At 73.1% G+C, this 25,229-nt stretch carries 19 protein-coding genes, 1 tRNA gene and 2 pseudogenes; 14 read left to right on the forward strand and 8 right to left on the reverse strand.

The features are described 5' to 3' along the window. Positions 1-45 precede the first annotated feature (45 nt). The 12 genes from HLA93_RS06830 to HLA93_RS06885 all read left to right on the forward strand — a co-directional run bounded on the left by HLA93_RS06830 (position 46) and on the right by HLA93_RS06885 (position 16,842). The gene (locus HLA93_RS06830; protein ID WP_222193596.1) at positions 46-771 is read left to right on the forward strand and encodes a hypothetical protein; all 726 of its coding nucleotides are present in this window, start codon (positions 46-48) and stop codon (positions 769-771) included. 31 nt (positions 772-802) lie between these two features. Continuing rightward, on the forward strand, positions 803-1,177 hold the full coding sequence (gene hisI / locus HLA93_RS06835; RefSeq protein WP_222193597.1) for a phosphoribosyl-AMP cyclohydrolase: 375 nt from the start codon (positions 803-805) through the stop codon (positions 1,175-1,177). Beyond that, positions 1,161-2,681, forward strand: a complete 1,521-nt coding sequence (locus HLA93_RS06840) for an anthranilate synthase component I (RefSeq protein WP_222193598.1) — start codon at positions 1,161-1,163, stop codon at positions 2,679-2,681. The genes hisI and HLA93_RS06840 overlap by 17 nt, the downstream gene beginning before the upstream one ends. Next, complete coding sequence (locus HLA93_RS06845) at positions 2,678-3,304, forward strand: TIGR02234 family membrane protein (protein ID WP_222193599.1); 627 nt, start codon at positions 2,678-2,680, stop codon at positions 3,302-3,304. Before HLA93_RS06840 ends, HLA93_RS06845 begins: the two co-directional genes overlap by 4 nt. A gap of 328 nt (positions 3,305-3,632) precedes the next feature. Next, positions 3,633-4,442 carry an indole-3-glycerol phosphate synthase TrpC gene (gene trpC, locus HLA93_RS06850; RefSeq protein WP_222193600.1) on the forward strand — a complete coding sequence of 270 codons (810 nt, stop codon included), beginning with the start codon at positions 3,633-3,635 and terminating at the stop codon, positions 4,440-4,442. Between the two features lie 75 nt (positions 4,443-4,517). Next, on the forward strand, positions 4,518-5,912 hold the full coding sequence (gene trpB / locus HLA93_RS06855; protein ID WP_222193601.1) for a tryptophan synthase subunit beta: 1,395 nt from the start codon (positions 4,518-4,520) through the stop codon (positions 5,910-5,912). Between the two features lie 73 nt (positions 5,913-5,985). Then, entirely contained in the window at positions 5,986-6,786 is an 801-nt protein-coding gene (gene trpA, locus HLA93_RS06860; protein WP_222193602.1) for a tryptophan synthase subunit alpha, read from the forward strand. Continuing rightward, entirely contained in the window at positions 6,783-7,799 is a 1,017-nt protein-coding gene (gene lgt, locus HLA93_RS06865) for a prolipoprotein diacylglyceryl transferase (protein WP_222193603.1), read from the forward strand. The genes trpA and lgt overlap by 4 nt, the downstream gene beginning before the upstream one ends. 402 nt (positions 7,800-8,201) lie before the next feature. Next, the gene (gene gltB, locus HLA93_RS06870) at positions 8,202-12,908 is read left to right on the forward strand and encodes a glutamate synthase large subunit (RefSeq protein ID WP_222193604.1); all 4,707 of its coding nucleotides are present in this window, start codon (positions 8,202-8,204) and stop codon (positions 12,906-12,908) included. Further along, positions 12,901-14,388, forward strand: a complete 1,488-nt coding sequence (locus HLA93_RS06875; protein ID WP_222193605.1) for a glutamate synthase subunit beta — start codon at positions 12,901-12,903, stop codon at positions 14,386-14,388. Before gltB ends, HLA93_RS06875 begins: the two co-directional genes overlap by 8 nt. A 154-nt stretch (positions 14,389-14,542) precedes the next feature. Beyond that, positions 14,543-15,958 (forward strand): pyruvate kinase, encoded by a 1,416-nt coding sequence (gene pyk, locus HLA93_RS06880; protein ID WP_222193606.1) that lies wholly within the window; start codon positions 14,543-14,545, stop codon positions 15,956-15,958. Beyond that, positions 15,955-16,842, forward strand: coding sequence for an acyl-CoA thioesterase (locus HLA93_RS06885; protein WP_308127984.1), 888 nt, complete (start codon positions 15,955-15,957; stop codon positions 16,840-16,842). Before pyk ends, HLA93_RS06885 begins: the two co-directional genes overlap by 4 nt. Positions 16,843-16,920: 78 nt before the next feature. On the opposite strand, the gene HLA93_RS06890 is transcribed toward HLA93_RS06885, so the two are convergent. From HLA93_RS06890 to HLA93_RS06900, 6 genes and pseudogenes are all read right to left on the reverse strand, one after another. Next, complete coding sequence (locus tag HLA93_RS06890; RefSeq protein WP_308127985.1) at positions 16,921-18,789, reverse strand: aminotransferase class V-fold PLP-dependent enzyme; 1,869 nt, start codon at positions 18,787-18,789, stop codon at positions 16,921-16,923. A 927-nt stretch (positions 18,790-19,716) separates the two neighbouring features. Next, positions 19,717-19,842: a hypothetical protein gene (locus HLA93_RS22500; RefSeq protein WP_439957961.1), complete on the reverse strand. Its 126-nt coding sequence runs from the start codon at positions 19,840-19,842 to the stop codon at positions 19,717-19,719. Between the two features lie 1,155 nt (positions 19,843-20,997). Beyond that, positions 20,998-21,504 (reverse strand): annotated as a pseudogene (locus tag HLA93_RS22505) (transposase); the annotation flags it as partial. Between the two features lie 23 nt (positions 21,505-21,527). Beyond that, a pseudogene (locus HLA93_RS20805) lies at positions 21,528-21,674 on the reverse strand (pyridoxal-dependent decarboxylase); the annotation flags it as partial. A 30-nt stretch (positions 21,675-21,704) separates the two neighbouring features. Next, a complete protein-coding gene (locus HLA93_RS20810; protein ID WP_246625839.1) occupies positions 21,705-21,908 on the reverse strand; it encodes a hypothetical protein in 204 nt (67 codons plus the stop codon). Positions 21,909-22,007: 99 nt separating this feature from the next. Next, positions 22,008-22,081: transfer RNA gene (locus HLA93_RS06900), tRNA-Leu, on the reverse strand. A gap of 68 nt (positions 22,082-22,149) precedes the next feature. Between HLA93_RS06900 and HLA93_RS21985 the strand changes: the two genes are divergently transcribed. Both HLA93_RS21985 and HLA93_RS06910 read left to right on the forward strand, forming a co-directional pair. After that, entirely contained in the window at positions 22,150-22,773 is a 624-nt protein-coding gene (locus HLA93_RS21985; RefSeq protein ID WP_222193607.1) for an ANTAR domain-containing response regulator, read from the forward strand. Positions 22,774-22,999: 226 nt separating this feature from the next. Continuing rightward, on the forward strand, positions 23,000-24,334 hold the full coding sequence (locus tag HLA93_RS06910) for an ABC transporter substrate-binding protein (RefSeq protein WP_222193608.1): 1,335 nt from the start codon (positions 23,000-23,002) through the stop codon (positions 24,332-24,334). 103 nt (positions 24,335-24,437) lie between these two features. On the opposite strand, the gene HLA93_RS06915 is transcribed toward HLA93_RS06910, so the two are convergent. Further along, positions 24,438-24,863: a DUF1772 domain-containing protein gene (locus HLA93_RS06915; protein WP_222193609.1), complete on the reverse strand. Its 426-nt coding sequence runs from the start codon at positions 24,861-24,863 to the stop codon at positions 24,438-24,440. Continuing rightward, positions 24,860-25,183, reverse strand: a complete 324-nt coding sequence (locus HLA93_RS06920; RefSeq protein ID WP_222193610.1) for a hypothetical protein — start codon at positions 25,181-25,183, stop codon at positions 24,860-24,862. Before HLA93_RS06920 ends, HLA93_RS06915 begins: the two co-directional genes overlap by 4 nt. Between the last annotated feature and the right edge of the window lie 46 nt (positions 25,184-25,229).

Raw genomic sequence — 25,229 nt, forward strand, 5'->3', positions numbered from 1 at the left:
AGTGGTGGCGTCGTCCTGTGACAGTGGTGGCATGAGGACGACGGCGTGACCGGGGACCCCGCGGCGACAGGCGGCCCCGACGGCGTGGAGTGGGAGGCGGTTCCCTACTCGGGCCCGCCGCGCTACGCGCAGCCGGCTCAGCCACCGGCCGGGCACCCGGCGGCCCAGTACGCCCAGCCCCAGTACCCGTCGGCCGGGTACGCCCAGCCCCAGTACCCGTCGGCCGGGTACGCCCAGCCCCCGTACCCGCCGCCGGGTCAGTGGCCGGCGCCGTACGCCGGCCAGCAGCCGTGGGCCCCGCCCCCCGGCCGACCCGGCGCCGTACGACCCGGGACCGTCGTCGCGGCCGCGTCGCTCGGGTTCGCCGCTGCGGCCCTGCTGCTGATGTGCACGCTGTTCCTCGCCGCCTTCGCCGCGCTGCTCACCGTCGTCCGGCGGCCGGACGCGATGGCCGGCCCGGGGGTCGTGGTGCTGCAGCTGGTGCTGGCCGGGCTGCTGGTCGCCGGCGCGGCCCTCGCGCTGGCCGGCCGGTGGCGCTGGCTGGTGCTCGCCGACGGCGCGCTGCTGGTGCTGTCGGTGTGGTGGCTGGTCGGCGCGCGGGGCGCCGGACAGCTGCTGGACACCGCACCGACCGTGGTGCTCCCGGTCCTCTTCACGCTGCTCGCGGTGACCTCCGCGGTGCTGGCCGCGCTGCCGGCGAGCCGGGCCTGGGCGCAGCTGCGTACCGGCACGGCCGGCCGGCCCCCGGCCGACCCCGAGCCCGGGGCCTGACCGGCCGGGGGAGCGGTGGGACGATCTGGGCATGTCCGCCCCTGCCTCCGGCCCCCGGCTGGACCCCGAGGTCGCCTCGTTGCTCCGCCGGGACCCCGCCGGGCTCGTCGCCGCCGTCGCCCAGCAGCACGACACCGGCGAGGTGCTCATGGTCGCCTGGATGGACGACGAGGCGCTGCGCCGCACGTTGACCACCGGCCGGGCCACCTACTGGTCGCGCAGCCGCGAGGAGTACTGGGCCAAGGGCGAGACTTCCGGTCACCGCCAGTGGGTGCGCGAGGTGCGGCTCGACTGCGACGGCGACGCCCTGCTGCTCCTGGTCGACCAGGAGGGGCCTGCCTGCCACACCGGCGAGCGCAGCTGCTTCCACCGCCCGCTGGAGGTGCAGCGTGCCGCGGTTCGGTGACACGGTGCCCTCCCGCGCGGGCTTCCTGGCGCGTGAGGACGCGGGCACGGCGATGGTCCCGGTCACCCGACGGCTGCTGGCCGACAGCGAGACCGCGGTCGGCGTCTACCGCAAGCTGGCCGGCAACCGCCCGGGCACGGTGCTGCTCGAGTCCGCAGAGCAGGGCAAGCAGTGGTCGCGGTACAGCTTCGTCGGCGTCCGCAGCGCCGGCGTGCTCTCCGAGACCGACGGGACGACGACCTGGCTCGGCGACCCGCTGCCCGGGCTCACCGACGACCTGCCGGCCGACCCGCTGGCCGCCGTCCGCACCCTGGCCCGCCGGTTCCGGGCACCGCGCCGCGCGGCCGCCGACGGTCTCCCACCGCTGACCGGCGGGCTGGTCGGCTACCTCGGCTACGACGTGGTGCGCCGGCTCGAGCGGCTGCCGCAGAGCGCCGCCGACGACCTGGGCATGCCCGAGCTGGCGATGATGCTGGTCACCGACCTCGCCGTGCTCGACCACACCGACGGCACGGTGCTGCTCATCGCCAACGTGCTCGACGGCTCGGCGGCCGGCTACGACGACGCGGTCACCCGGCTGGACGCGATGGCCGCCGACCTGACGAAGGCCGTGCCGCCCGGGGTCGCCACCCTGGAGACCGCCGACGCCCCGCCGGTGACCAGCAACATGGCCGCGGGGGAGTACGAGGCCGGCGTCGAGCGGGTGCGTGAGCACGTGCGGGCCGGCGACGTCTTCCAGACCGTGCTCAGCCAGCGGTTCGAGCTGGCCACCGACGTCGACGCCCTCGACCTCTACCGGGTGCTGCGGGCGACCAACCCCTCGCCCTACATGTACCTGCTGCGCTTCGCCGGCCGGCAGTCACCGTTCGACGTGGTCGGTTCCTCGCCGGAGGCGCTGGTCACCGTCACCGGCGACCGGGCGATCGTGCACCCGCCCGCCGGCACCCGCCCGCGCGGGGCGACGGCGGAGGACGACGTCCGGCTCACCGAGGAGCTGATGGCCGACCCCAAGGAACGGGCCGAGCACGTGATGCTGGTCGACCTGGCCCGCAACGACCTGGGCCGGGTCAGCGTGCCGGGCACCGTGGAGGTCGCCGACTTCATGCGGGTCGAGCGCTACAGCCACGTCATGCACCTGGTCTCGACCGTGGCCGGCCAGGTGTCGCCGGGCCGCGACGCCCTCGACGTCTTCGACGCGACCTTCCCCGCCGGCACCGTCTCCGGGGCGCCCAAGCCGCGGGCGATGGAGGTCATCGAGTCCCTGGAGCCGACCCGGCGCGCGCTCTACGCCGGCACGGTCGGCTACCTGGACGCCAGCGGTGACATGGACATGGCGATCGCCATCCGGACGGCAGTGCTGCACGACGGGCGGGCCTACGTGCAGGCCGGTGCCGGCATCGTCGCCGACAGCGACCCGGCCGCCGAGGAGGCCGAGACCCGGCACAAGGCCCGGGCGGTGCTGTCGGCGATCGCGACGGCCGAGGGGCTGCGGGAGCTCCGGTGAGCGAGCCCGGGCGTCCACCGCGCACCGAGCGCCGCGAGCTGACCCTCGCGCTGCTGGGCTGCGCGCTCGCCGGTGCGCTGGCGCTGTCGGCGTCCGGCCAGCCCTGGGCCGACGTGACGATCACCCGGCCCGCGCCGCTGCCACCCACCGAGACGGTGCTCACCGGCAGCCAGGCCGCGCCGCTGGTGGCCGCCTGTGGGCTGCTGCTGCTCGCCGCCGCGGTGGCGGTGATCGCCGTCCGGGGCGCCGGTCGTCTGGCCGTCGGGCTGCTGGTCGCCGTCGCCGGCGGGGTGCTCGGGTGGTCCGGGCTGCGCGGCCTCACCGGGCAGCTGGACCTCGACGGCACCGACGTGGGCGCCACCGTCGGTCTGGGCGGGTCGCAGGTCACCACCGACGCGGTCACCACGTGGCCGGCGCTCACCCTGGTCGCCGGCCTGCTCGGGGTGCTCGCCGGTGGGCTGGTGGTGCTACGCGGGCGCAACTGGCCGGGGATGGGCCGCCGCTACGAGCGCGCCGGGGCGCCGGCCGCGGCACCGGCCCGCGCCGCCCGGCCGGAGACGGCCGAGGACCGGCACCAGGCGGCCTGGCGGTCGCTGGACCGCGGGGACGACCCGACCGTCTGAGCGAGGCCCCGCCGACGTGGCCCGCCTGTAGAGAGCGGCCATGTTGGCGAACATGGCCGCTTCGACGGTCCGCGGACGCGGCCGCGCTCGCCCCCGAGCGTGCGAGGGGTGAGGAGAACCGGCCCCCTCGCCGCGGACGGCTGCACCGGAGACGGGCGCCCGGGGCGGGGACCCGCGGCGACCCGGGCCACGTCTACACCCGGCCCGCGCGGGCGCCGCACCGCCCCCCGCCCGCTGGCCGGACCGGCACGTCTCTACAGTGATCTGCGCTGTCCGAGTGGTGCGGTACAGGTCCGGTGCCACATGCTGAGGGGTCCGAGGAGGGGTCGTGAGCGTCCTCGACGACATCGTCGCCGGCGTCCGTGAGGACGTCGCTGCCCGGCAGGCCGCCACCCCGCTGAGCGAGGTGCAGGCCGCGGCCCGCGACGCCCGGCCGGCCCTGGACGCCCAGGCCGCGCTGCGCGCCCCCGGCGTGGGGGTGATCGCCGAGGTCAAGCGGCGCAGCCCCAGCAAGGGCGCGCTGGCCGACATCGCCGACCCGGCCGCACTGGCCGTGCAGTACGCCGCCGGTGGTGCCCGGGTGATCAGCGTGCTGACCGAGGGGCGCCGGTTCGGCGGCTCGCACGCCGACCTGGCCGCGGTCCGCGCCGCGGTCGACGTCCCGGTGCTGTGCAAGGACTTCGTGGTCAGCAGCTACCAGGTGCACGAGGCCAGGGCGCACGGGGCCGACGTCGTCCTGCTGATCGTGGCGGCGCTGGACCAGCCGGTGCTGACCGGCCTGCTGGAGCGGGTCGAGTCGCTGGGCATGACCGCCCTGGTCGAGGTGCACAGCGAGGCCGAGGCCGACCGTGCACTGACCGCAGGCGCCACGGTGATCGGCGTCAACGCCCGCGACCTGACCACGCTGTCGGTTGACCGCTCCACGTTCGAGCGGATCGCCCCTGGCCTGCCCAGCGAGGTGGTCAAGATCGCCGAGTCCGGCGTCCGTGGACCACACGACCTGATCAGCTACGCCGGCGCCGGTGCCGACGCGGTGCTGGTCGGCGAGGGGCTGGTCACCGCCGGCGACCCGCGCCAGGCCGTCGCCGACCTGGTCACCGCCGGCTCGCACCCGGCCACCCCGCGCGCCTCCCGCTGACGCGGACCTTCCGACCCCGCTGTCGGCAGGCCCTGCAGGAGGGCCGGGGGTGGCGGGGTCCCTACGCTGGAGGGCATGACCCTCTCCGCGCACGCACCGGCCCCTGACGTCCCCGACGCCACGGCGCCTGCGCAGTGGCCCGACGCCACCGGGCACTTCGGTGTCTACGGCGGCCGGTTCGTGCCCGAGGCGCTGATCGCCGCGCTCGACGAGCTCACCGCCGCCTACGAGGCGATGCGGGTCGACCCCGAGTTCGTCCAGGAGTTCGCCCGGCTGCAGCGCGACTACACCGGTCGTCCCAGCCCGGTCACCGAGGTGCCCAAGTTCGCCGAGCACTGCGGCGGCGCCCGGGTGCTGCTCAAGCGTGAGGACCTCAACCACACCGGCTCACACAAGATCAACAACGTGCTGGGTCAGGCGCTGCTGACCAAGCGGATCGGCAAGCAGCGGGTCATCGCCGAGACCGGCGCCGGCCAGCACGGCGTGGCCACCGCGACCGCGGCCGCGCTGATGGGGCTGTCCTGCACCGTCTACATGGGCGAGGAGGACACCCGCCGCCAGGCGCTCAACGTCGCCCGCATGCGGCTGCTGGGCGCCGAGGTCATCCCGGTCACGACCGGGTCCCGGACGCTGAAGGACGCGATCAACGAGGCGTTCCGCGACTGGGTCACCAACGTCGAGACCACCAACTACGTCTTCGGCACCGTCGCCGGCCCGCACCCGTTCCCGGCGATGGTCCGCGACTTCCAGCGGGTGATCGGCGACGAGGCCCGGGCCCAGCTCCTCGAGCGCGAGGGCCGGCTGCCCGACGTCGTCCTGGCCTGCGTGGGTGGTGGGTCCAACGCGATCGGCATCTTCACCGCCTTCGTCCCCGACGGCGGGGTGCGGCTGATCGGCCTGGAGGCCGGCGGCGACGGCGTGGAGACCGGCCGGCACGCGGCCACCATCACCGGCGGTGACCCCGGCGTGCTGCACGGCGCGCGGTCCTACCTGCTGCAGGACGTCAACGGGCAGACCATCGAGTCGCACTCGATCTCCGCCGGCCTGGACTACCCGGGCGTCGGCCCCGAGCACTCCTTCCTGCACGACATCGGGCGGGCTGAGTACCGGCCGGTCACCGACGCGCAGGCGATGGAGGCCTTCGCGCTGCTCTGCCGCACCGAGGGCATCATCCCGGCGATCGAGTCCGCCCACGCACTGGCCGGGGCCATGCAGGTCGGCCAGGAGCTCGGGCCGGACGCCGTCCTGCTGGTCAACCTCTCCGGGCGCGGCGACAAGGACGTCGAGACCGCCAGTGCCTGGTTCGGGCTGGGGGACCGGACCGCGCCCACCGACGGCGACGAGCGGGCCGTCGAGGCCGGCCGCGGCGCCGAGCCGGGCCCGGGGCTGGACGAGGACCAGCACGCCACCGAGGGCGCGGTCACCAACGACGAGGCCGTCGCCGGCCAGGACGCGGGGGAGCAGCAGTGAGCGAGCGTGCGAGCAAACTGATGGACGCAGCAGCTCCGCGAACGCGGCCGACGAGCGCCGGCGAGGAGGACTCGTGAGCGCGCTGCAGGACCGGATCGTCGCCGCGCGGGCCGAGGGCCGGGCCGCGCTGGTCGCCTACCTCCCCGTCGGGTACCCCGACGTGGACACCTCGATCGCGGCGATGGTCGCCGCCGTCGAGGGCGGCGCCGATGTGGTCGAGGTCGGCGTGCCCTACTCCGACCCGGGCATGGACGGTCCGGTCATCCAGGAGGCGGTGGACGTCGCCGTCCGGGCCGGGGTCGGGCTGCCCGACGTGCTGCGCGCGGTGAGCGCGGTCGCCGAGGCCGGGGCGGTGCCGGTGGTGATGAGCTACTGGAACCCGATCGAGCGCTACGGGGTCGACCGGTTCGCCGAGGACCTGGCCGCGGCCGGCGGCGCCGGGATGATCACCCCCGACCTGATCCCGGACGAGGCCGGCGCCTGGCTGGCCGCCAGCGACCGCACCGGCCTGGACCGGGTGTTCCTGGTCGCGCCGTCGTCCACCGACGCCCGGCTGGCCAGCACCGTCGCCGCCTGCCGGGGCTTCGTCTACGCGGCCTCCACGATGGGCGTCACCGGCACCCGGGCCACGGTGGGCGACGCCGCCGAGCGGCTGGTCGCCCGGACCCGGGCGGTCGCCGGCGACCTGCCGGTCTGCGTCGGGCTGGGCGTCTCCGACGGCGACCAGGCCGCCGAGGTGGCCGGCTTCGCCGACGGGGTCATCGTCGGCTCGGCCTACGTGCGCACCCTGCTGGAGGACCGGGGCCCCGACGGCGTGCGTGTCCTGTCCCGTGAGCTCGCCGAAGGCGTCCGCCGTGCGAAGGTGCGGACATGACCGTGCTCGCTGCGATCCCCAGCCCGACCCAGGCCGTCTGGGAGATCGGGCCGTTCCCGCTGCGCGCGTACGCGCTGTGCATCATCGCCGGCATCGTGGCCGCCGCCTGGCTCGGCGAACGCCGCTGGGTCGCCCGCGGGGGAGCCCCCGGCGACGTGCTGGACGTCGCGGTCTGGGCGGTGCCCTTCGGCATCGTCGGTGGCCGCATCTACCACGTGCTCACCACGCCCGAGCCCTACTTCGGCGAGGGCGGGGACCCGCTGCGGGCCTTCGCCATCTGGGACGGCGGCCTGGGCATCTGGGGCGCCATCGCCCTCGGCGCCCTGGGCGCGTGGATCGGCTGCCGGCAGCGCGGCATCCCGTTGCCGGCGTGGGCCGATGCGCTGGCGCCGGGCATCGTGCTGGCCCAGGCGATCGGCCGGCTGGGCAACTGGTGGAACAACGAGCTGTACGGCGGGCCCACCGACCTGCCGTGGGCACTCACCATCCACCGGTGGGACCCCTCGGCCGGGCGGGCACTGACCGGCCCCGACGGTGCCGCCCTGGTGCTGGGCACCTTCCACCCGACGTTCCTCTACGAGCTGCTGTGGAACGTCGGGGTGGCGCTGCTGGTCATCTGGGCCGACCGCCGGTTCCGGCTCTCCCACGGGCGGGCGTTCGCGCTCTACGTGGCCGCCTACTGTGCCGGCCGGGTGTGGATCGAGGCGTTGCGGATCGACACCGCCGAGCAGTTCTTCGGCATCCGGCTCAACGTCTTCACCTCGATCGTCGTAGGGCTGCTGGCGGTGGCCTACCTGTTCGCCCAGCGTGGCCGCCCGCGGGAGGTCATCACCCGCGGCGCCGACCTGGCCGCCGCGAAGGGACAGCCCGCCGAGGGTGGCGCCACGGTCGCCGCCGCCCCGGCCGAGGGTGGTCCCGCCGGTGAGGGCGCGGTGACCCCGGCCGACCGGGCGGGGGAGCCCGGCGAGGGCCCGGGGGACCGCCGCCCGGGCACGACGCCGCCGGCGGGCTGACCACCGGCAGGCGAGCCCAGCCGGCGGCCGGCGCCACCCGGCGACGTCCTCGCGTCGTCACCAGGGTGAGACCTGGCAGACATGTCGCTCAGGTGTCGTTGCTGTGTACGCTCGTCGTCGGCCGACCAGTGATCCTGGGCCGGCCGGCGACGTCGGAACCGGGCCAGCGCTGCCCCGCGCACGACCACCCCCGCGGACACACACCCCGCGGGCGCGCGGGTACCAGGGCAGGCTCGACGTACCGTGTCCCGCCGGCCCCGTTGCCCCACCCGTCGGACCGCACCGGTCCTCCCCGCACCGCCCCACCCGCTTCGACACGACCCGGCGGGGTCTGCGTGACCCCCCGCACCAGCGCCACCGCTCCGGCGGCCGGCGCCGCGGCCAGCCGACGACGGGAGTGACATGTCTGACCTCGCCGCCCGCGCCCTGCCCCAGTCCGCTGAGGCCCAGTCCGACGGGGCCCGGTCCTCCTCGGCCGCGCCGGGCACCGCCGTCCCGTTCTCCGCCCTCCCGGCCGCCACCGGCCTCTACGACCCGGCCCGCGAGCACGACGCCTGCGGCGTCGCCTTCGTCGCCGACGCGCAGGGACGCCGCTCCCGGTCGATCGTGGCCGCCGGCCTCACCGCGCTGCACAACCTCGACCACCGGGGCGCTGCCGGCTCCGAGCCGAACTCCGGGGACGGGGCGGGCATCCTCACCCAGGTCCCCGACGCCCTGCTGCGGGGCAGCGTCGACTTCGACCTGCCGCCGCTGGGCGAGTACGCCGTGGGCATCGCGTTCCTCCCGGCCGACGAGGCCGAGCGGGCCTCCGTCGTCGACGCCGTCGCCGGGCTGGCCGCCGAGGAGGGCCTGACCGTCCTGGGCTGGCGCGAGCTGCCGGTCGACCCCGACGGTGCGGACCTCGGCCCGACGGCGCGGGCGGTCATGCCGCACTTCGCCCAGCTGTTCGTCGCCGAGACGATCGGTGCGCGGGCCGACGCGAAGGCCTTCGGCGGCACCGCGGCCCCGCACGGGGTGACCCGGCTGGAGCGGCGCTCCTTCGTGCTGCGCAAGCGGGTCGAGCGCGCGGCCCGGGACGCCGGGACCAGCTGCTACATCGCCTCGCTGTCCTCCCGCACGATCACCTACAAGGGCATGCTGACCACCGACCAGCTGCCGGCGTTCTTCCCCGACCTGCAGGACGAGCGCTACGAGTCGGCGATCGCGCTGGTGCACAGCCGGTTCTCCACCAACACGTTCCCGAGCTGGCCGCTGGCCCACCCGTTCCGGTTCATCGCCCACAACGGTGAGATCAACACCATCAAGGGCAACCGCAACCGGATGCGCGCCCGCGAGGCGAAGCTGGAGACCGGGCTGTTCGACGGGCCGGCCGGCCCGGCCAGCGAGCTCGGGCTGGAGCGGATCTTCCCGGTCACCGCCAGCGACTTCAGCGACTCGGCCACCTTCGACGAGGTGCTCGAGCTGATCCACCTGTCCGGCCGGTCACTGCCGCACGCGGTGCTGATGATGATCCCGGAGGCGTGGGAGAACCACGACGAGATGGACGCGGCCCGCCGCGCCTTCTACCGGTTCCACTCCTCGATCATGGAGCCCTGGGACGGCCCGGCCTGCGTCGCCTTCACCGACGGCACGCTGATCGGCGCCGTCCTGGACCGCAACGGCCTGCGCCCCGGCCGCTGGTGGCGCACCAAGGACGACCTGGTCGTGCTGGCCAGCGAGGCCGGCGTCCTGGACATCCCGGCCGGTGACGTCGTGGCCAAGGGCCGGCTGCAGCCGGGCCGCATGTTCCTGGTCGACACCGCCGCCGGAGCGATCGTCTCCGACGAGGACGTCAAGGGGGCCCTGGCCGCCGAGCAGCCCTACGACGACTGGCTGCACGCCGGCCTGGTGCACCTGCCCTCGCTGCCCGAGCGGCGCCGCTCCCGGCCCAGCCACGAGTCCGTGGTGCGCCGGCAGCAGCTGTTCGGCTACACCGAGGAGGAGCTGCGCGTCCTGGTCCAGCCGATGGCGGCCAGCGGTGCCGAGCCGATCGGCTCGATGGGCACCGACACCCCGATCGCCTCGCTGTCGGACCGTTCGCGCCAGCTCTACGACTACTTCACCCAGCTGTTCGCCCAGGTCACCAACCCGCCGCTGGACGCCATCCGCGAGGAGCTGGTGACCAGCCTGGGCCGCACCTTCGGGCCCGAGCAGAACCTGCTGGACGCCACCCCGGCCTCCTGCCGGCAGGTGTTCCTGCCCTACCCGGTGATCGACAACGACGAGCTGGCCAAGATCCTGCACATCGACGACGACGGCGACCTGCCGGGCTTCGCCGCGGTGCGGATCACCGGTCACTTCGACGTCAACGGCGGCGGCCCGGCCCTGACCCAGGCCATCACCGACCTGCGCACCAAGGTGAGCAAGGCGATCGCCGCCGGCGCCCGGGTCATCGTGCTGTCCGACCGCGACTGCGACGAGAAGCGCGCGCCGATCCCGTCGCTGCTGATGACCGCCGCGGTCCACCACCACCTGGTGCGCGAGCGCACCCGGATGGAGGTCGGCCTGGTCGTCGAGTCCGGCGACTGCCGCGAGGTGCACCACGTCGCGCTGCTGCTGGGCTACGGCGCGGCCGCGGTGAACCCCTACCTGGCCTTCGAGAGCGTCGAGGACCTGATCCGCACCGGCACGCTCACCGGCGTGCAGCCGGCCCACGCCGTCCGCAACCTGGTCAAGGCCATGGGCAAGGGCGTGCTCAAGGTGATGAGCAAGATGGGCATCAGCACCGTCGGCTCGTACACGATGGCGCAGATCTTCGAGACCGTCGGGCTGTCCAAGGCCGTCGTCGACGAGTACTTCACCGGGACGCCGGCCACGCTGGACGGCGTCGGGCTGGACGTGCTCGCCGAAGAGGTGGCCATGCGGCACCGCCGCGCCTACCCGAGCAACCCGACGGAGACCGCGCACCGGCGGCTGGAGACCGGCGGGGAGTACCAGTGGCGCCGCGAGGGCGAGGTGCACCTGTTCAACCCCGAGACGGTGTTCCTGCTCCAGCACGCCACCCGGTCGCGGCAGTACGACGTCTTCCAGCGGTACACCGACACCGTCGACGGGCTGTCGGCCGAGGCGGCGACGCTGCGCGGCCTGTTCACCCTGAAGACCGGTGCCCGCCCCGCCGTGCCGCTGGAGGAGGTCGAGCCGGTCAGCGAGATCGTCAAGCGCTTCCAGACCGGCGCGATGAGCTACGGCTCCATCTCCGCGGAGGCGCACGAGACCCTCGCGATCGCGATGAACCGGCTCGGTGGGCGCTCGAACACCGGCGAGGGCGGCGAGGACCCCGACCGGTTCACCCCCGACGCCAACGGCGACCTGCGCCGCAGCTCGATCAAGCAGGTCGCCAGCGGGCGCTTCGGCGTCACCAGCGAGTACCTGGTCAACGCCGACGACATCCAGATCAAGATGGCGCAGGGCGCGAAGCCCGGCGAGGGCGGCCAGCTGCCCGGCAGCAAGGTCTACCCGTGGGTGGCCCGCACCCGGCACTCCACTCCCGGCGTCGGCCTGATCAGCCCGCCGCCGCACCACGACATCTACTCCATCGAGGACCTCAAGCAGCTCATCCACGACCTCAAGAACGCCAACGACGAGGCGCGGGTGCACGTCAAGCTGGTCGCCGAGTCCGGCATCGGCACCGTGGCCGCCGGGGTCAGCAAGGCCAAGGCCGACGTCGTCCTGGTCTCCGGCTTCGACGGCGGCACCGGCGCGGCACCGCTGACCTCGCTCAAGCACGCCGGCACGCCGTGGGAGATCGGCCTGGCCGAGACCCAGCAGACGCTGCTGGCCAACGGGCTGCGGGACCGGATCGTGGTGCAGGTCGACGGCCAGATGAAGACCGGCCGGGACGTGATCGTGGCCGCGCTGCTGGGCGCCGAGGAGTTCGGCTTCGCCACCGCGCCGCTGGTGGTCGAGGGCTGCGTGATGATGCGCGTCTGCCACCTGGACACCTGCCCGGTGGGCGTGGCGACGCAGAACCCGGAGCTGCGCAAGCGGTTCACCGGCAAGCCCGAGTTCGTCGTCACCTTCTTCGAGTTCCTCGCCGAGCAGGTGCGGGAGTACCTGGCCCAGCTGGGCTTCCGCTCCATCGACGAGGCGGTCGGCCACGCCGAGCTGCTCGACGTGGCGCCGGCGATCGACCACTGGAAGGCCCGCGGGCTGGACCTGCAGCCGATCCTCGCCGTGCCCGACCTGCCCGAGGGCACCCCGCGGCGCAAGGTCCGCGACCAGGACCACGGCCTGGACGTCGCCCTGGACCAGACGCTGATCCAGCTCTGCGAGGGTGCGCTGCTCGACGCCCGCCCCGTGCACCTGGAGCTGCCGGTGCGCAACGTCAACCGCACGGTCGGCACGATGCTCGGGTCGATGGTCACCCGCCGCTTCGGCGGCGAGGGCCTGCCCGACGGCACGATCGACCTGACCTTCACCGGGTCGGCGGGTCAGTCCTTCGGCGCCTTCCTGCCGCGCGGGATCACGATGACCCTAGTGGGCGACGCCAACGACTACGTCGGCAAGGGCCTCTCCGGCGGCCGGATCATCGTCCGCCCGGCGCCGGAGGCGAGCTTCGCCGCCGAGGACAACGTCATCGCCGGCAACGTGATCGGCTACGGCGCGACCGGCGGCGAGCTGTTCCTGCGCGGCCGGGTGGGGGAGCGGTTCTGCGTCCGCAACTCCGGCGCCCTCGCTGTCGTCGAGGGCGTGGGTGACCACGCGCTGGAGTACATGACCGGTGGCACCGCCATCATCCTCGGGCCGACGGGGCGCAACATCGCCGCCGGCATGTCCGGTGGCATCGGGTACGTCCTCGACCTGGCCAAGCACCGGGTGAACACCGAGATGGTGGACGTCGAGGAGCTGGACGTGCACGGCTCGCAGTGGCTGCGCGACGTGCTGCAGCGCTACCGGGAGGCCACCGACTCCTCGGTGGCCACCAGCCTGCTGGCCGACTGGGGACGGTGGTCCGGCCGGATCAGCGTGGTCATGCCGCGGGACTACCGGCGGGCGATGGAGGCCCGGCGGGCCGCCGAGGCCGCCGGGCACGACGTGGACCGAGCTGTCATGGAGGCGGCACGTGGTTGATCAGACCGGTTTCCTCAAGTACGACCGGCAGATGCCGCCGCGGCGGCCGGTGGACCTCCGGCTGCTGGACTGGCGTGAGGTCTACCTGACCCGCGACACCGGCGAGGACGCCGTCTTCCCGGTGGCCGCGGTGCGGGAGCAGGCCGCGCGCTGCATGGACTGCGGCATCCCGTTCTGTCACCACGGCTGCCCGCTGGGCAACCTGATCCCGGAGTGGAACGACCTCGCCCGCCGGGACGACTGGCAGGAGGCGATCGAGCGGCTGCACGCGACCAACAACTTCCCGGAGTTCACCGGGAAGCTCTGCCCGGCGCCGTGCGAGTCCGCCTGCGTGCTCAACCTGGAGAACTCACCCGTCACGATCAAGCAGATCGAGTGGGAGATCATCGACCAGGCGTTCGTCAACGGCTGGGTCACCCCGCAGCCGCCGGCGGAGCTCACCGGCAAGAAGGTCGCCGTCATCGGCTCGGGGCCGGCCGGGCTGGCCGCTGCCCAGCAGCTGACCCGGGCCGGCCACGAGGTCACCGTCTACGAGCGGGACGACCGGATCGGCGGCCTCATCCGCTACGGCATCCCCGAGTTCAAGATGGAGAAGCGCCACCTGGACCGGCGGCTGGACCAGATGCGCGCCGAGGGCACCCGGTTCGTCACCGACGTCCACGTCGGGGGCTCCGGGGAGGGCGCGCTGTCGGTCGAGGCGCTGCGGGCCGACCACGACGCCGTCGTCCTGGCCATCGGCACCCCGGTCGCCCGCGACCTGCCGCTGCCCGGCCGGGACCTGCAAGGCGTGCACTTCGCCATGGAGTACCTGCCCTTCGGCAACCGGGAGGCGCTCGGCGAGCTCGACGACCCGCCGCTGTCGGCCAAGGGCAAGCACGTCGTGATCATCGGTGGCGGCGACACCGGCGCGGACTGCCTGGGCACCGCCCACCGGCAGGGCGCGGCGAGCGTGGCCCAGCTGGACTACAAGCCGGCGCCGGCCGGCACCCGACCGCAGGACAACCCCTGGCCGACCTACGAGATGGTGCTGCGCGTCTCCCCGGCCCACGAGGAGGGCGGCGAGCGGTTGTTCGCCGTCAACACCGAGGCGTTCCTGGGTGACGAGCAGGGGCACGTGCGGGGCATCCAGGTGACCGAGATCGAGCTGGTGGACGGCCAGCGCGTCCCGGTGCCGAACAGCACCCGCGAGCTGCCCGCCGACCTGGTGCTGCTGGCGCTGGGCTACACCGGCCCGGAGACCACCGGGCTGGTCGAGGAGCTCGGCTGCGGCGTCGACGAGCGCGGCCGGGTCGCCCGGGACGGCGACTACATGTCCAGCGTGCCCGGGGTCTTCGTCGCCGGGGACATGGGGCGCGGTCAGTCGCTGATCGTCTGGGCGATCGCCGAGGGCCGCGCCGCGGCGGCCGCCGTGGACACCTGGCTGACCGGCGAGTCGATGCTGCCCCGCCCGGTGACCCCGGACGCCGTCCCGCTGCGCTGACGAAGGACCCCTCCGCCGCACGACGCGCACCGCACGCCGTGGGGCGGAGGGGCCGTTCCAGCACGTCAGGACGTCTGGAACGACTGCTGCCCCTCGGGGGGACACGACGGACCCGGTCCGCTGTGTCCGCCCGAGGGGCGACTAGTTTTGCCTCATGTCTCGTCGCGCCAAGATCGTCTGCACGCTGGGTCCGGCCACCGGCTCCCTGGAGCAGATCACCGCCCTCGTCGAGGCCGGCATGGACGTCGCCCGCCTCAACTTCAGCCACGGCAAGCACGCCGACCACGAGAAGTCCTACCGGCTCGTGCGCGAGGCCTCGGACAAGGTCGGCCGCGCCGTCGCCATCCTGGCCGACCTGCAGGGCCCCAAGATCCGCCTCGGCACGTTCGCCGACGGCCCGGTCGTGTGGGAGACCGGCAGCCGGGTCTGCATCACCGTCGAGGACGTCGAGGGCACCGCCGAGCGCGTCTCGACGACCTACAAGGACCTCGCCAACGACGCCCGGGTGGGCGACCGGCTGCTCGTCGACGACGGCAAGCTGGCCCTCACCGTCGTCGAGGTCGACGGCCCGGACGTCTTCTGCCTGGTGCTCGAGGGCGGGCCGGTCTCGAACAACAAGGGCCTGTCGCTGCCCGGGGTCGCCGTCAGCGTGCCCGCGATGTCGGAGAAGGACGCCGAGGACCTGCGCTTCGCGCTCTCCCTGGGCGTGGACTTCATCGCGCTGTCCTTCGTCCGGCACGCCCGCGACGTCGAGCTGGTGCGCGAGATCATGCACCAGGAGGACGTCGAGGTCCCGGTGATCGCCAAGCTGGAGAAGCCGGAGGCCGTCGAGAACCTCGAGGCGATCGTCGAGGCCTTCGACGGCGTCATGGTCGCCCGCGGTGACCTGGGCGTGGAGCTCCCGCTGGAGCAGGTGCCGCTGGTGCAGAAGCGCGCGGTGCAGGTGGCCCGGGAGTACAACAAGCCGGTCATCGTGGCCACGCAGATGCTCGAGTCGATGATCGAGAACTCCCGGCCGACCCGCGCCGAGGCCTCCGACGTCGCCAACGCCGTCCTCGACGGCGCGGACGCGGTGATGCTGTCCGGGGAGACCTCGGTGGGCAAGTTCCCGATCATCGCGGTGAAGACGATGGAGCGGATCATCGACGCCGTCGAGACCGACGAGATCCTCAGCCCGGCGGTGACCCGGGCGCCCGGGTCCCGGCCCGGCGCGATCGTGCGCGCGGCCAAGGACATCGGCGAGGCCCTCGACGTCGCCGCGCTCGCGGCCTTCACCTCGACCGGCAAGAGCGCCCAGCGGCTCGCGGCGCTGCACACCCGGCTGCCGATCCTGGCCTTCACCAACGACCCGCGGGTGCGCAGCCGGCTGGCGCTGTCCTGGGGCGTGGAGACCTTCATCGTGCCCACCGTCGAGCACACCGACGACATGGTCGCCCAGGTCGACTTCTCGCTGCTGTCGATCGGCCGGCTCAAGGAGGGGGACCAGGTCGTCGTCGTGGCCGGCTCCCCGCCGAACACCGCCGGCTCCACCAACCTGATCCGCGTCCACGAGGTGGGGACCGAGGCGTGACGGCCGGGGTCGCGCAGCCGGGGGAGACCCCGGCTGCGGAGCTGATGCTGGTCCTGGACCTGGAAGAGCGCGGTCCGGACCTCTACGTCGGCACGACCCCGAGCACGCCGCTGCAGCGGATCTTCGGTGGTCAGGTCGCGGCGCAGGCGCTGACCGCCGCGAACGCGACGGTGCCGGGTGACCGGGCGGTGCACTCGCTGCACTCCTACTTCCTGCGGCCGGGCGACCCGCACGAGGAGATCCGCTACGAGGTGGACCGGATCCGCGAGGGCCGGTCGTTCAGCACCCGGCGGGTGGTGGCGCGGCAGACCCGCAAGGGCGAGGACGTCGCCATCTTCGCGCTGACCGCCGACTTCACCGCCGGCGAGCGGCCGGTGGTCGAGCACTCGCTGCCGATGCCGCAGGTGCCCGGCCCCGAGGGGCTGCCCGGCCTGGCCGAGGTGGCCGCGGCGCACCCCGCGCAGGGCAAGGCGTCCCAGGCGATCGGCCGGGCGGTGGAGCAGCGCTACCTCAGCGACCCGTTCGACCCCGCTCCCCGGCTGCCCCCGGACACCGCGTTCCGGGTGTGGTTCCGGGTGGCCGGGCGACTGCCGGACGACGACGCGGTGCACGCCGCGGCGCTCACCTTCGTCAGCGACCTCACCCTGCTCTCGGCCGGGCTGGCCCGGATCGGCGGCGGGTGGGGTGGCTCGGTGGTCGGCGCGAGCCTGGACCACGCGGTGTGGTTCCACCGGCCGGTGCGCGCCGACGAGTGGTTCCTCTACGAGACCGACAGCCCTGCGGCGGCGAGTGGGCGCGCGCTGTGCTTCGGGCAGATCTGGGCCGCCGACGGCACCCACGTGGCCACCGTCGCCCAGGAGGGCCTCATCCGCTCCCTCGGCTGACCCACCCCCGGTCGAGCTGCGGTCGCGCAGTCGCCGGGGCCTCCGCGCGGACGGAGACCCGGCGACTGCGCGGCCGCGTCAGTCGGGCAGCCGGTCCGTCGCGGTCGGGAGGTCGGTCTGGCCGGTCGCCTGCGCGGCCGTCTCGTCCCACGCTGCGGGCGTCTCGACGTCGGGGGCGCCGGGCGCCGGTGTCTCGACCGCGGTCGCCTCGTCGGCCGGCACCTCGACGGCCGTGGCCGGCTCGGTCGCCGGCTGTCCGCCCGTGGCCTGCTCCGGCGCGCCCGTGACCGGCTCGTCACCCGCCGGCTGGGCAGCCTGCTCGGTGGTCGCCTCCTCCGCCGCCGCGGGCTCCGTGGACGAGTGCTCCGCCGCGGCCTGCTGGGCGGCCCGCTCGGCGGCCGCCCGCTCTGCCTGCCCCCGGGCGCGCTGCTCGGCCTCCTGACGTTCGGCCAGTTCCCGGGCGCGCTGCTCGGCCTGCTGCTCGGCGAAGTCGTTGGCCAGCCAGTCGTGGCCCTCGCACAGCAGTGCCCACGCCCGCTCGACGTGTGCGCGGGTCGTCGCCGGGGCGCCGATCGCCACGCGCAGCACGGCCCGGCCGTTGACGGTGGTGTGGGTGAGGAAGACCTCGCCGCCGTCGTTGAGCCGGTCCAGCAGGGTCATGGTCGCCACGTCGGCGTCCACACCGGCTGGCCACCGCGGCTGCAGGCAGACCAGGGACAGCGGGTGCGGCGCGACGACGTCGAACCGGTCGTCCGCGCGGGCCCAGCCGGCGAGCTCCTGGGCCAGTGCCACGTGCGCGCGGATGTGCTCGCGCAGCCCCTCGGCGCCGTACCAGCGGACGACGAACCAGAGCTTCAGTGCCCGGAACCGCCGTCCGAGCTCGATCTGCCAGTCGCGGTAGTCGACGACCGTGCCGGTGTCGGTCGCGGCGTTGCGCAGGTACTCGGGGAGGATCGACAGCGCCCCGGTGAGCGCGGCCCGGTCGGCGACCCAGAACAGCGTCGCGTCGAACCCGGTGAGCAGCCACTTGTGCGCGTCGGTGGTGTAGCTGTCGGCCCACTCGACACCGGTCTGCAGCGCGCGCAGCTCCGGGACGACCGCACTGACCCCGGCGTAGGCGGCGTCGACGTGCAGCCACACGCCGTGGCGCTGGCACACCGCCCCGAGTTCGGCGAGCGGGTCGATCGCGGTGGTTGACGTGGTCCCGACCGTGGCGCAGACCAGCACGGGGGTGAACCCACGGGCGACGTCGCGCTCCAGCCGCTGGGCCAGCGCCCGCGGGCTCATCGCCAGGTCGGCGTCCACCTCGACGATGCGGATGGCGTCGGTGCCCAGGCCGGCGATCCGGGCCGCCTTCTCCATCGAGCTGTGCGTCTGGGCGGAGACGTAGACGGTGTGGTCCTCGGGGCGGACCCCGTGGCGCAGCGTGGCGCCCTTGCTGGCCCGGTGCAGCGCGGCGAGCAGCGCGATGAGGTTCACGCCGGAGCTGGAGTCCTGGACGACGCCGCCGCCGGTGCCGGTGGACCGGAAGGACTCCGGCAGGCCCATCAGCTCGGCGAACCAGTCCATGACGTGCTGCTCGAGCTCGGTGGCCGCCGGGCTGGTCACCCACGACATCCCCTGCACGCCCAGGCCGGCCGACACGAGGTCGCCGAGCACGGAGGGCCCGGAGGTGTTCGCCGGGAAGTAGCCGAAGAAGCCCGGGTGCTGCCAGTGCGTGATCCCCGGCATCACGACGCGGTCCAGGTCACCCAGCACCGCGGAGAACGGCTCGCCCTGCTCGGGGGCCGCGGGGGGCAGCGAGGCGCGGACGTCGCCGGGGGAGACCCGTGAGCGGACCGGGAAGGAGGCCGGGTCGTCCTGCAGGCGCGACCAGTAGTCGGCGATCCAGTCGACGACCTGGTGGCCGTGCTGGCGGAACTGCTCGGGGGTCATGTGGCCGGTCACAGCGCCACCGTATTGATCGAGCGTCCGGCCCGCGGCCGCGGGGGCTGTGCACCCAGCGCGGGGACCAGGGGTGGTCATGAGTGGGGCCCGGAGGGTCCTGCGATCAAGCGACGGTGCGGCTCAACGCCGGTCGGGATCGGCACGTGGCCGCGATGCGATGGGTAGTCGTGAGGAGTGGGGTCTGGAGGGCCCCGCGGGTCGTGTCGACGGCGCCGCGCAGAGCGAGTGCGTTGGCCAGCGCGTTGACCGCGAGCTCCGAGGTCATCCGGGCGCCGATGAAGTAGCCGACGATGCGCTTGGAGCAGGCGTCCTTGCTCGCGCAGAGGTGGCCCCCTCGGCGGTGAGGTATTCGGCGATGTCGGTCGGCCACAGGTGGTTGGATGCTTCGGCGGTGAAGTTGCGCTCGACCAGGTCGTCGCGGACCGGCGGGCCGGGTTGCGGTCTTGCCCGCGCGTGTGCGATTGCACCGACCACAGTCGCTGGGAGGGGCACAGCCGGTTGACCCGGTTGCGGGAGGCTCGCAGGCTTTGGTTGGCGAGTTCGTCGGCGATGAACCGGTAGGCGAAGCCGGGGTCGTCGTGGAGGATGTCGATCGCGGCGTTGATCAGGTGCGCGTCATCCCAGTCGCGTTGGCTGACCGGAGCGGCCCGCCACTTGTCGAAGGCTTGCTTGGAGAACCCGAGCACCCGGCAGGTCACCGCGACGGGGATCTTGTCAGCGGCGAGGTCTTGGACCAGCGTGTACCTCATCGTGGGAGCACGTCGCGGGCGAAGTAGGCGATCGCGCGGCGTAGGATTTGGTTCTCCTACTCCAGCTGTTTGGCGCGCTTGCGCAGCTCCCAGTTCTTGGCCTCCAAATCGCCCCCGGCGCTTGAGCCGGTCGACGGGGACGTCCTAGTGGTGAGGCCGTCCTCGCGGTCGGCGATCTTCAGCCACCGTTGCAGGCAGGACTCAGAGATTTTGAACTCCAGGCGACCTGCGCGATCGGCTGGTCGCCCTGTCGGGCCACCGCGATCACGTCCCGTCGGAACTCCTCGGGGAACGGCTTGGGCACGATGCTGATCCTTCCAGCGTGACCGAGGCTCGCTTCCAGCGAGGCCGAGGCCTCATAGGTAAGGAGTCAACCGAACCCAGGGCAGTCCCGAGCGCACCAGCGTGCCTGTCGGGTTACCGGGGTCCTCCCTGAACCCCGCGACCAGCAAGGCCACCGTGCCCGCTGTGGCAATCAGGGCGGACGGCCGGTCAGTTTTGATCGCGACTACAGGAGACGCAACGTCGCGGGGGAGGGGGGCATGGGCCCTGCTCAGCAGTGGCGCGGACTGGCCGTCGATACAACAGGCACGCACCCATCTACCTTGGCGCCGTCGCCCTGGCCGCCATGCCCGCCTGGACTCGTTCTTGAGACAGACGCCCTAGTGAACGACACCCCTTCGGACACTGAATCGCGGCTGGTAGTCGTTAAGAGAGTTCTACCTGGCTCTGGGCGGCGAAAATCCATCGATGGTGCTTGACCCCTTCTCGGGGGACTGGTTAGCCTCTAGCCACGCTACTTAGTCGTCTGAAGGCAAGCTTCGGTAGCGCAGTCCACGAGCGGGAAAATCCCTGGGGGTTATCGTGCGTCGAACGATGATGGTTGTGGCCGTAGTGCTGGTGAGCATGGTGGCGAGTCCAATGACTGCGCAGGCTCAACCAACCTATCGCAACGTCTACAACGCTAATGTAGATGGATACGTCGGGGCTTACGCTGTGTTCAACGGTGGAACTGGCGAGGGTCGTGTGGTGATCAACTGCTACCACTACGGATCGCTCTACAAGAAGTATGGTCCCTGGATGCCAACCTACGGGGGGCGGAGCTACGCCTTCTGTAATGAGCGTGTGGACACTCGTGGTTTGGCCTACTCGGAGGGCAGGGGCTAATCAAGATAGATCTTCGCTGCGGCTCCCAAGAGGAAAGGCCTTGCTAGTAGGTGGACAGCGAAGCCCTTCGCTGAATGCAGGCCAAGGCGCGGATCCTGGTGGAGCGGTTTGCAGTGTGGTGGTCAGGTCGGCCATCGCCCGTTGAACGGCCACTGCGGCTCGGTCCTCTTATGAGGGCGGGTCGCAGTGGCCGTTTTGCTTGCCGTGCACCTCGTGCGGCTGGGCTTGGTCTCGGGCCTGGCGATTCTTCTGTGTAAGCGGGTGTGGCCGATCTTAATCGGTTGGCGCGTCCTCAAATGGGGAGCCGATCGGGGAACTGCAGGGTGGAGGCGTTGAGGGCTGTTGTCCAGCCGTGGGTGCGGGTGCCGGCTTCACTCCCTCGCTGGTCGCCGATGTTGCGCAGGGCCAGGTAGAGGATCTTCGATGCGGCCTCGTCGGTGGGGACGAGCCGCGGGCCTTGGTCACCTTCCCGAGCTGGAAGTTGATCAGCTCGATCAAGTGCGCGGTGTAGCGGATCTTCGCGGGAAAGGCCGGGAGCTGGGTTGACTCCTCTTCAGCCAGCTCTCACGCCTGCACCGACCCGGCCGCGCGTGTGCCCCAGGCGACCTTGAACGCGGCCGTGGCCAGCTCGGCGGCCTGCGCGTGGGTGCGATGTCGATCGGCCGTAGTTGGGCGGTCGTCGCCTTGCGGTCCTTTCCGGACACGTAGCGGATCGAGGGGCGGATCAGGTGCACCACGCAGGCCTGCGAAACCGCGGCCAGACGGCGTTGACCGCCGCAGGGAGACCGGTCAGCTCGTCACGCGGGTGTGGCAGCGGAGGTGTCACGGTGTCCGATCGGCCAGCCAGTCCATGACGCGCTGCTCGAGCTCGGTGGCGGCCGGGCTGGTCACGTAGGACATCCCCCTGCCCCCCAGGCTGGCGCTCACCAGGTCGCCCAGCACCGAGGGTCCGGAGGTATTGGCCGGGAAGTACCTGAGGAAGCCGGCGCTGCCGGTGGGTCAGGCCGGGGACGACGCTCCGGTCGAGGTCGGCGAGTACCGCGGCGAACGGCTCACCCTGGTCGGGCGCCCGCGGGAGAGGGCGGCGCGAACGTCACCGGGGGAGACCTGCGACCGCGCCGGGAGCGAACTCACCCGGGACCAGTAGTCGGGGATCCAGTCGACCACCTCGTGGCCCTGCTGGCTGAACTGCTCGGTGACCATGTGGCTGGTGACAGCGCCACGGTATGGACCTGTCTTCCCGCCGCCGCGGGGGCCGTGTCGACAACGGCACCTGGCCGCGGTTCGGCGCGATGAAAAGAGTGCCCCCGGTGCGACTCGAACGCACACTGCGCGGGTTTTGAATCCGCTCCCTCTGCCGATTGGGGTACGGGGGCCAGCTCAACCGGGTGAGCGGCAGCCTATCGGGCGGGGCGGGGGCGCCCTCGGCCGATAGGATGATCGGGTGAGCAACGCACCGACCCGGGTCCTCATCGCAGAGGACGAGGCCCTCATCCGCCTCGACCTCAAGGAGATGCTGGAGGAGGAGGGCTACGTCGTCGTCGCCGAGGTGGGCGACGGCCAGGCCGCCGTCGAGCAGGCGCAGCAGCTGCGGCCCGACCTCGTCGTCCTCGACGTCCAGATGCCCGTCCTCGACGGCATCGCCGCGGCCGAGCAGATCGCCGCTGCGCGCATCGCGCCGGTGATCGTGCTGACCGCGTTCAGCCAGCGCGAGCTGGTGGAGCGGGCCCGCGACGCCGGGGCGATGGCCTACCTGGTCAAGCCGTTCTCCAAGAACGACCTGGTGCCCGCCATCGAGGTGGCGGTCGGCCGGTTCCAGGAGATGCACGCCCTCGACGCCGAGGTCAGCGACCTCAAGGAGCGCCTGGAGGCCCGCAAGGTCGTGGAGCAGGCCAAGGGCCGGCTGATGGCCGAGCGCGGCATGACCGAGGCCGAGGCGTTCCGCTGGATCCAGCGGACGGCGATGAACGAGCGCACCTCCATGAAGGCCCTGGCCCAGGCGATCCTCGCCACCGCGGCCGCGCCCGCCGGTGGCGCCGAGACCGCGGGCGAGCCCACCGGCTCCTGAGCGTCGGCACCGGGGCCGACGCCCCGGTGTGTTCCAGGGGTGTGACGCCCCGTCCCACGGTGTGGCGGCTGCGCGTCGCGCAGATCACAACGTCATCACGGTGCGACCGAGCCCGGCCCCACCCCTCCAGGTGGCGGTTAGGTTCTCCGCACTGATCGGCCGCCGGCCGGCCTCGGGGCCGGTCGGGGGCGTCGATGGACGCACTCACATCTCTGGGAGTTCCTTGATGCGCACAGGCAGGTTCGCCCGCGCGACCGCCCTCTCCGGTGCCGCCCTGATCGCTCTGTCCGCCTGTGGCGGCAGCAGCGACGACGGCGGCGGCAGTGACTCCGGTGGCGAGGCGAGCGGCGAGAAGCAGGTCAACGTCTACGGCACCGACGGCAACATGGGCAACGCGCTCGGGGAGGACTTCTCCGAGCAGGGTGCGCTGGCCGGGATGAAGGGGACGACGCCGCTGACCGAGCTCTCCGGCGACTTCACCGACCGGCTGCTCGAAGTCGACCCCGACCTGCAGGACTTCAACTACGCGGGCGAGTCCTACGACGCGGTGGTCCTCACCGCGCTGGCCGCGCAGATGGCCGGCAGCAACCAGGCCACCGCCTTCGCGCCGTACATCAACGGGATCACCTTCGGTGGCGAGAAGTGCGACGACTTCGCCTCCTGCCTGGAGATCGTCAACGCCGGTGGCAACCCCGACTACGACGGCATCACCGGCCCGCTGAGCTTCGCCGACGCCGGTGAGCCGGCGCAGGCCAGCTTCGGTCTGCTCCAGTTCGGCGACGACAACGCCCTCGACGACTCCGCCACCGAGTTCGTCATCGCAGGCGACGAGGCCAACGCGGCCACCGACGAGGGCCCGGCCGCCGTCGCCCCGGGCGCGACCGGCGCCCCGCTGACCATCGGCACCCTGCTGCCGGAGACCGGCAACCTGGCCTTCCTCGGCCCGCCGGAGGTCGCCGGCGTCCAGCTGGCGATCAACGACGTGAACGCAGCCGGCGGCGTCCTGGGCGCCCCGGTCAACCTGGTCACCGGTGACTCGGGCGACACCTCCACCGACACCGCCACTCAGACCGTCGACCGGCTGCTGCAGTCGGGTGTGAACGCGATCATCGGTGCGGCGTCCTCCGGCGTCAGCCAGTCGGTCATCAACACCGTCGTCGGGGCCGGCGTGCTGATGTTCTCGCCGGCGAACACCTCCGACATCTTCACCACGTACGACGACAAGGGCCTGTACTTCCGCACCGCTCCCGCGGACACCCTGCAGGCCCGGGCGCTCGCCGACCTGATCGGCGCCGACGGCAACAACACCGTCGGGATCCTTGCGCTCAACGACCCGTACGGCACCGGCCTCGCCGAGAACACGAAGAACAACCTGATCAGCGACGGTCTGCCCGAGGACTCGATCCAGACGATCATCTACGACCCCACCGCGGCGAACTTCGACTCCGAGGTGCAGCAGATGACGGACTTCAACCCCGACGCGATCGTGGTCATCGGGTTCGAGGAGTCCTCCCGGATCATCCAGGCGCTCAACACCAACGGTGTGGGCCCGCAGCGCTGACCGGATGCTGATCTCCTGATCGGCACGCACCACCTGTATCGAGCTGCGGCCCGGCACCCTCCGAGGGTGCCGGGCCGCAGTGTCGTCCGAGGGCGGCCGCCGGTCAGCCCAGGGCCGCCCAGCCCGCCGCTAGGACGCTGCCGGTGGCGGCGAGCACGCGCACCGAGTCCGCGTGCAGCAGGCGCCGGTGGGCCGCCGCGTCGAACCCACGTCCCAGCCGCCGGTGCTGCGGGACAGCGATCAGGGCGGTGATGCACAGGACGGTGCCCAGGCAGGCCGCGCCGGCCAGCACCGCCGCCCGCGGCGCACCCGACGGGAGCTCGAGCAGCAGCCAGCCGGTGGTGACCGTCTGCCCGGCGAAGAGCGGGCCGACGACCCGGGCGACTCGGCGCGAGTGCCCGTCGTGGAAGGCCGGCCAGGCGTCCGCGGGCACGGCGGTGAACTGGGGGTAGACCAGCACCCGCACGGTCCACTGCACGCCCGCGTAGGCCGCCGCCAGCGCCAGCTGGGCAGCCAGCAGGGCCGTCACGGGCGGGACGGCTTGGCGGGCTTGCCGCGCCAGGCGAGGCTCTGCGCGTCCAGCCGGCGCACCAGCGGGTCGCCCTCGGCGTCCATCCGCTCGGCGAGCTCGACCGCCGCGGCCAGCCGGGCGTCGTCGAGCTGGGTGAAGGCGGGGGAGCGGCGCCGGTCGAGGACGTCGTACCAGCGGCCGCCGACCGCGTGGTCGAGCACGATCCGGCCGAAACAGTGGTCGGCGCTCACCACCCAGCGCTCCGCCCGGGCCCGGGCGGGCAGCTGGTCGAGCACCAGCTCCCGGTAGCGGTGGAGCAGCGTGGCGCGGTCGGTCACCGACCCATCCTGGCCCGGGACGACGAACGGCGCCGCCCCCGGCGGG

The organism is Modestobacter italicus (assembly GCF_019799965.1).
Taxonomy (GTDB): Bacteria; Actinomycetota; Actinomycetes; order Mycobacteriales; family Geodermatophilaceae; genus Modestobacter; species Modestobacter italicus_A.

Bases quoted from the DNA above. Each gene is read 5' to 3' on its own strand.
- hisI (WP_222193597.1), top strand. From the start codon at position 803: ATGTCCGCCCCTGCCTCCGGCCCCCGGCTGGACCCCGAGGTCGCCTCG.
- trpB (WP_222193601.1), top strand. From the start codon at position 4,518: ATGACCCTCTCCGCGCACGCACCGGCCCCTGACGTCCCCGACGCCACG.
- lgt (WP_222193603.1), top strand. From the start codon at position 6,783: ATGACCGTGCTCGCTGCGATCCCCAGCCCGACCCAGGCCGTCTGGGAG.
- gltB (WP_222193604.1), top strand. From the start codon at position 8,202: ATGTCTGACCTCGCCGCCCGCGCCCTGCCCCAGTCCGCTGAGGCCCAG.
- pyk (WP_222193606.1), top strand. From the start codon at position 14,543: ATGTCTCGTCGCGCCAAGATCGTCTGCACGCTGGGTCCGGCCACCGGC.
- HLA93_RS20810 (WP_246625839.1), bottom strand. From the start codon at position 21,908: ATGGTCACCGAGCAGTTCAGCCAGCAGGGCCACGAGGTGGTCGACTGG.
- HLA93_RS06910 (WP_222193608.1), top strand. From the start codon at position 23,000: ATGCGCACAGGCAGGTTCGCCCGCGCGACCGCCCTCTCCGGTGCCGCC.